5 protein-coding genes and 1 pseudogene are annotated in these 4,616 nt (G+C 42.6%); 5 read left to right on the top strand and 1 reads right to left on the bottom strand.

Annotated features, from left to right (window positions below):
* From C7B70_RS25000 to C7B70_RS24980, 5 genes and pseudogenes are all read left to right on the top strand, one after another.
* A pseudogene (locus C7B70_RS25000) lies at nucleotides 1–111 on the top strand (photosystem II D2 protein (photosystem q(a) protein)); the annotation flags it as partial.
* Between the two features lie 25 nt (nucleotides 112–136).
* Entirely contained in the window at nucleotides 137–1,495 is a 1,359-nt protein-coding gene (gene psbC / locus C7B70_RS24995; RefSeq protein WP_106371588.1) for a photosystem II reaction center protein CP43, read from the top strand.
* A 270-nt stretch (nucleotides 1,496–1,765) separates the two neighbouring features.
* On the top strand, nucleotides 1,766–1,951 hold the full coding sequence (locus tag C7B70_RS24990) for a PCP reductase family protein (RefSeq protein ID WP_106371587.1): 186 nt from the start codon (nucleotides 1,766–1,768) through the stop codon (nucleotides 1,949–1,951).
* A gap of 175 nt (nucleotides 1,952–2,126) precedes the next feature.
* Nucleotides 2,127–3,908: a polysaccharide deacetylase family protein gene (locus C7B70_RS24985; RefSeq protein WP_199192558.1), complete on the top strand. Its 1,782-nt coding sequence runs from the start codon at nucleotides 2,127–2,129 to the stop codon at nucleotides 3,906–3,908.
* Nucleotides 3,909–3,986: 78 nt separating this feature from the next.
* Nucleotides 3,987–4,301, top strand: coding sequence for a thioredoxin family protein (locus C7B70_RS24980; RefSeq protein ID WP_106371585.1), 315 nt, complete (start codon nucleotides 3,987–3,989; stop codon nucleotides 4,299–4,301).
* On the opposite strand, the gene C7B70_RS24975 is transcribed toward C7B70_RS24980, so the two are convergent.
* Entirely contained in the window at nucleotides 4,294–4,521 is a 228-nt protein-coding gene (locus C7B70_RS24975) for a hypothetical protein (protein WP_106371584.1), read from the bottom strand. The genes C7B70_RS24980 and C7B70_RS24975 overlap by 8 nt on opposite strands.
* Nucleotides 4,522–4,616: the final 95 nt, after the last annotated feature.

The following is a 4,616-nucleotide window of genomic DNA, read 5'->3' as shown; positions in this document are numbered from 1 at the left end:
AAAAACATTTTGCTGAATGAGGGGATCCGCGCTTGGATGGCTCCTCAAGATCAGCCTCACGAACAATTCCAATTCCCAGAGGAGGTTCTGCCACGTGGAAACGCCCTATAATGCTTCATTGAACCGCGACTTAGCAATGGGTGGCGGTCGAGATTTAGAATCATCAGGTTTTGCCTGGTGGTCGGGTAATGCCCGTTTGATTAATTTGTCGGGTAAGTTGTTGGGCGCTCACGTTGCTCACTCTGGCTTGATTGTATTCTGGGCAGGAGCAATGACTTTATTTGAAGTTGCTCACTTTATTCCCGAAAAGCCAATGTATGAGCAAGGCTTGATCTTGCTACCTCACCTAGCTGCTCAGGGCTGGGGCGTAGGTGCTGGTGGCGAAGTTCTTAATACCTTTCCTTACTTCGTTGTTGGCGTACTGCACTTAATTTCCTCCGCAGTTCTTGGTTTTGGTGGGATTTATCATGCCGTGCGCGGCCCAGATACCTTAGAAGAATATTCTGCCTTTTTTGGTTACGACTGGAAAGATAAGAACAAAATGACTAGTATCATCGGCTTTCACCTAATCATTTTAGGTTGCGGTGCTTTGTTGCTAGTAATTAAAGCTATGTTCGTCGGCGGTCTATACGATACTTGGGCTCCTGGTGGTGGTGATGTACGGGTAATTAGCAACCCTACACTCAACCCTGCAATTATCTTCGGTTACGTGCTGCGCTCTCCCTTCGGTGGTGAAGGTTCGATTGTTAGTGTCGATAACTTAGAAGATGTAGTTGGCGGACACATTTGGGTAGCTTTACTACTTATTACTGGTGGTATTTTCCACGTATTGACTAAGCCTTTTGCTTGGGCGCGTCGCGCTTTCATTTGGTCTGGAGAAGCTTATCTTTCTTACAGCTTAGGTGCTTTGTCGCTGATGGCATTTATCGCCACTTGCTTTGTTTGGTTTAACAACACTGTATATCCTAGCGAATTTTATGGCCCTACAGGTCCAGAAGCTTCTCAAGCACAAGCCTTGACTTTCTTAATCCGCGACCAGCGTTTGGGTGCAAACGTCGGTTCGGCTCAAGGACCTACAGGTTTGGGTAAGTACTTAATGCGATCGCCTACTGGTGAAATCATCTTTGGTGGTGAAACCATGCGTTTTTGGGATGTCCGCGCTCCTTGGTTAGAGCCATTACGCGGCCCCAACGGTCTTGACTTAGACAAGATCAAGAATGACATTCAACCTTGGCAAGCTCGTCGCGCGGCGGAATACATGACTCACGCTCCTTTGGGTTCTTTGAACTCTGTAGGTGGCGTAGCAACGGAGATCAACTCGTTTAACTTCGTGTCTCCCCGTTCTTGGTTGTCTTGTTTCCACTTTGTGATGTTCTTCTTCTTCCTGGTCGGTCACTTATGGCACGCTGGTCGTGCTAGAGCGGCAGTTGCTGGTTTTGAGAAGGGTATCAACCGCGAAAGCGAACCTGTAATGTTTATGGGCGAACTAGACTAACTAGCAAAGCTTATTTGCACAATTAATTAAAGAATAGTTAAAAAGCTCCTGTGTAAAAGCAGGAGCTTTTCGTTTAAATTCCGAGCAATTAAAAGTGTTGCTGCAAATTGGTTTAATAAAGCTTTCGATCGTGGTGGACGGTGCGATCGCAAGTTATCTGACACAATCGGAGTTCTTTAAGGAAAACATAGGCGCTATGATAAATGACATCATTCAAAAACATCTGCGTTAATTGCTTTTTTAAACTAATTGTTTAGGAGTTGTAGCATCATGAACGACTTTCCTATCACGGGCGATCTGCAATGGACACCATCGGCTTTGGCTATGTTAAAAAAAATTCCCTTCTTTGTCCGTCCTCAAGCAACCGTCAGAATTCAAAATCTAGCTCGTGCGGCGGGTTTGGATGTTGTCACCGTAGAACTGGTAGAGCAAGCAAGACTTGAATTTGGTCAGTAAAGTCTGAGGTTTTTATGTTTAACTAATAAAGCTAATTTAATAACAAGTATGGTAAGTTAAATTAGCTTTATTTAAGGGTATCTTATTGAAATTTTAATTAGCTGCTATTGCTACCTTAATAAAACCATAATACTCTTGTAGTTGTTAGAAACTTATCTATTTTAAAAACAATATAATGCGGATTCAGCACAAATATCAATCAACTTTAGTAATAAACCAATTTCAAAAAATATTATTCTTAGCTCTATTATTACTTCCTGTAGGTCAAGCTAATTCCTTAGCAATAGATTTACAAGAAAAATCAGGGGAAATTACTTGTAAAAATGAGTTCAATTCTGGCAAAGTTGGTGTGAACAATGCTCTCAACAAACTTGTTCAAGTAGCTAGTTTGGTGGGAGAAGTGGAAACAATTTTCCAAACAATGAATCGCAACTTAGCGCCGCAACTAGCAGCTTATTTTAATCCCAGTGCTTGGCCCAAAATTAACGATCGCGCAACATTGGCAAAAGTTCCGGTATTTATGTATCACGACATATTGCCAGAAAAAGAAGTGTTTTTTGATGTCACTGTTAAAGAACTCGAACAGCATTTTCAACTCATTAAAGAACAAGGTTTAACACCAATTAGTTACGACCAGCTAGTAACCCATCTCCGTACAGGCTTACCCCTACCAGAAAAGCCCATAGTATTGACTTTTGATGATGGTTATGGAGGTCATTACGAGTATGTTTATCCTTTGCTGAAAAAGTACGGATATCCAGCAGTTTTCTCGGTTTATACATTAAACATGGGCAAGGATACGGGGAGAACTCATGTAAGTTGGGAACAGCTAAAAGAAATGGCAGCCGATCCCTTAGTAACGATCGCATCTCACAGCGTCACTCACCCCAAAGACTTAAGATTGTTGAATGACGAGCAATTAAAAATGGAGATCGAGCAATCAAAACAAATACTCGAAGCTCAATTAGGAATTGATATTCGTTACTTTACCTATCCTGAAGGAAAGTATGACCAAAGAGTAGCAAAGTTTGTCGAAAAAGCTGGGTATCTTTCGGCGCTAACTATGAGCGATACCGACGAGCGCTTTGCAGGGGAATCAGAAAGTATGCTGGCGATCGCCCGGTTTGGACAATCAAGGTTAGCACAAGGAGAAGCAAGCCCAATTTATCAAGCTTGGGGAGGAGCAAAACTACCTAATTTTTGGAGTGGTGGCTTTGACTTTTCTGCCGAAGTTCAAGTTAATAAAACAACTGTTGACGAAACCGACATTACCCTAATTTCTGGCGGTAAACCCGTTACTATTCACGCCAAAAGCCGTTACCAAGTAACAGAAATTCTAGCAGGAACTGAAGCTGTAGCCGCCGTTGATGGTGGGTTTTTCTCCTTAAAATATTTAGATTCAAACGTCATGATTGGGCCAGTATTGAGCCAAATAAATAATAAATTTGTCCCTGGTTATCGCGGGGAAATGTCTAAACTAATTGGGCGACCTTTGGTATTGATCGGCCCGCAATCGGCTAAATTTATCGTGTTCGATCCCCTCAAGCACAATACTTTACAGGGCGTAGAAGCAGTAATGTCAAATGTTACCGATGCCTTTGTCGCCGCCGCTTGGTTAGTTAAAGACAACCAACCCCAAAGCGCGGAAACTTTTGGTAGTTTGTTTGATTACGATGCAATTCGCCATCGGGCTTTTTGGGGTATTAATCAAGCCGGACAACCAACAGTAGGTGTAGCTAACGATCCGATTGATTCAGTATCTTTAGGAAAGGTTTTAGTTAAAGCCGGATTTCGGGATGCTGTGATGCTCGATTCGGGCGCAAGCACTTCTTTAGCTTATAAAGGTGAATCTTTAGTAGGCTACACTCCCCGTCCTGTGCCTCATGTAGTGGCGCTAGTGCCGCCTGCGTCTACTTTAAAATCGACTAATTGTGCGATCGCACAAGAGGTAAAATAGAGAAAGAGTTGGTAATCGGTAATCGGTAATGGGTGATGATTTTCAATTCCCAAGGATTTAGATATTGGAGTAAAAATTATGGGGCGATCGCTAATTAAATTTTCTTCCCAAGACTGCGGAATCTGCCACAAAATGTCTTTCTACGACCAAAAAGTTAGCGAAGAATTGGGCTTGCAATTTGTTGATGTCAAAATGCAAGATACGGCAACTTACCGCAAATACCGCAAAATTTTACTCAGTCAATACCCCGATAAAGCCGAGATGGGATGGCCGACTTACCTTATCTGCGATTCTCCTGAAGGCGAATTTCAGATTTTAGGGGAAGTAAAAGGCGGTCATCCCAAAGGTGAATTTAGAAGTAAGCTACAAGCCGTCTTAGCAAGTTCTAACTAATTACATCAAAAGATTGAACTTCTAGGACAGGACCAATCATGGCTAGAGTCATGATATCTTCTTTAACCTGTCCCACAACACTTACCTTTTGCCCAGGTTTGAGTAAGTCTTTACTCGCGCCTCTAAAAATTTCGTAGGTAGTACCATTATCGGCAACTAATGCCCAAGTACCTGTACCCATTTCTTTGCGTTCAATTGTTCCAATGACATTAATACTCATGCTGTTTTCGTTTCACCTTTGTTAGAGTCGATGGGGGTTATTATACCCCGCACCTCTCCTACAAAGCCGGACGCGAACCTTTCGACTCATCCGGC

The organism is Chlorogloea sp. CCALA 695 (assembly GCF_003003885.1).
Taxonomy (GTDB): domain Bacteria; phylum Cyanobacteriota; class Cyanobacteriia; order Cyanobacteriales; family Chroococcidiopsidaceae; genus Aliterella.
Note: the sequence above shows the minus strand (reverse complement) of the source record. Positions and strands in the feature narration are given on the sequence as shown.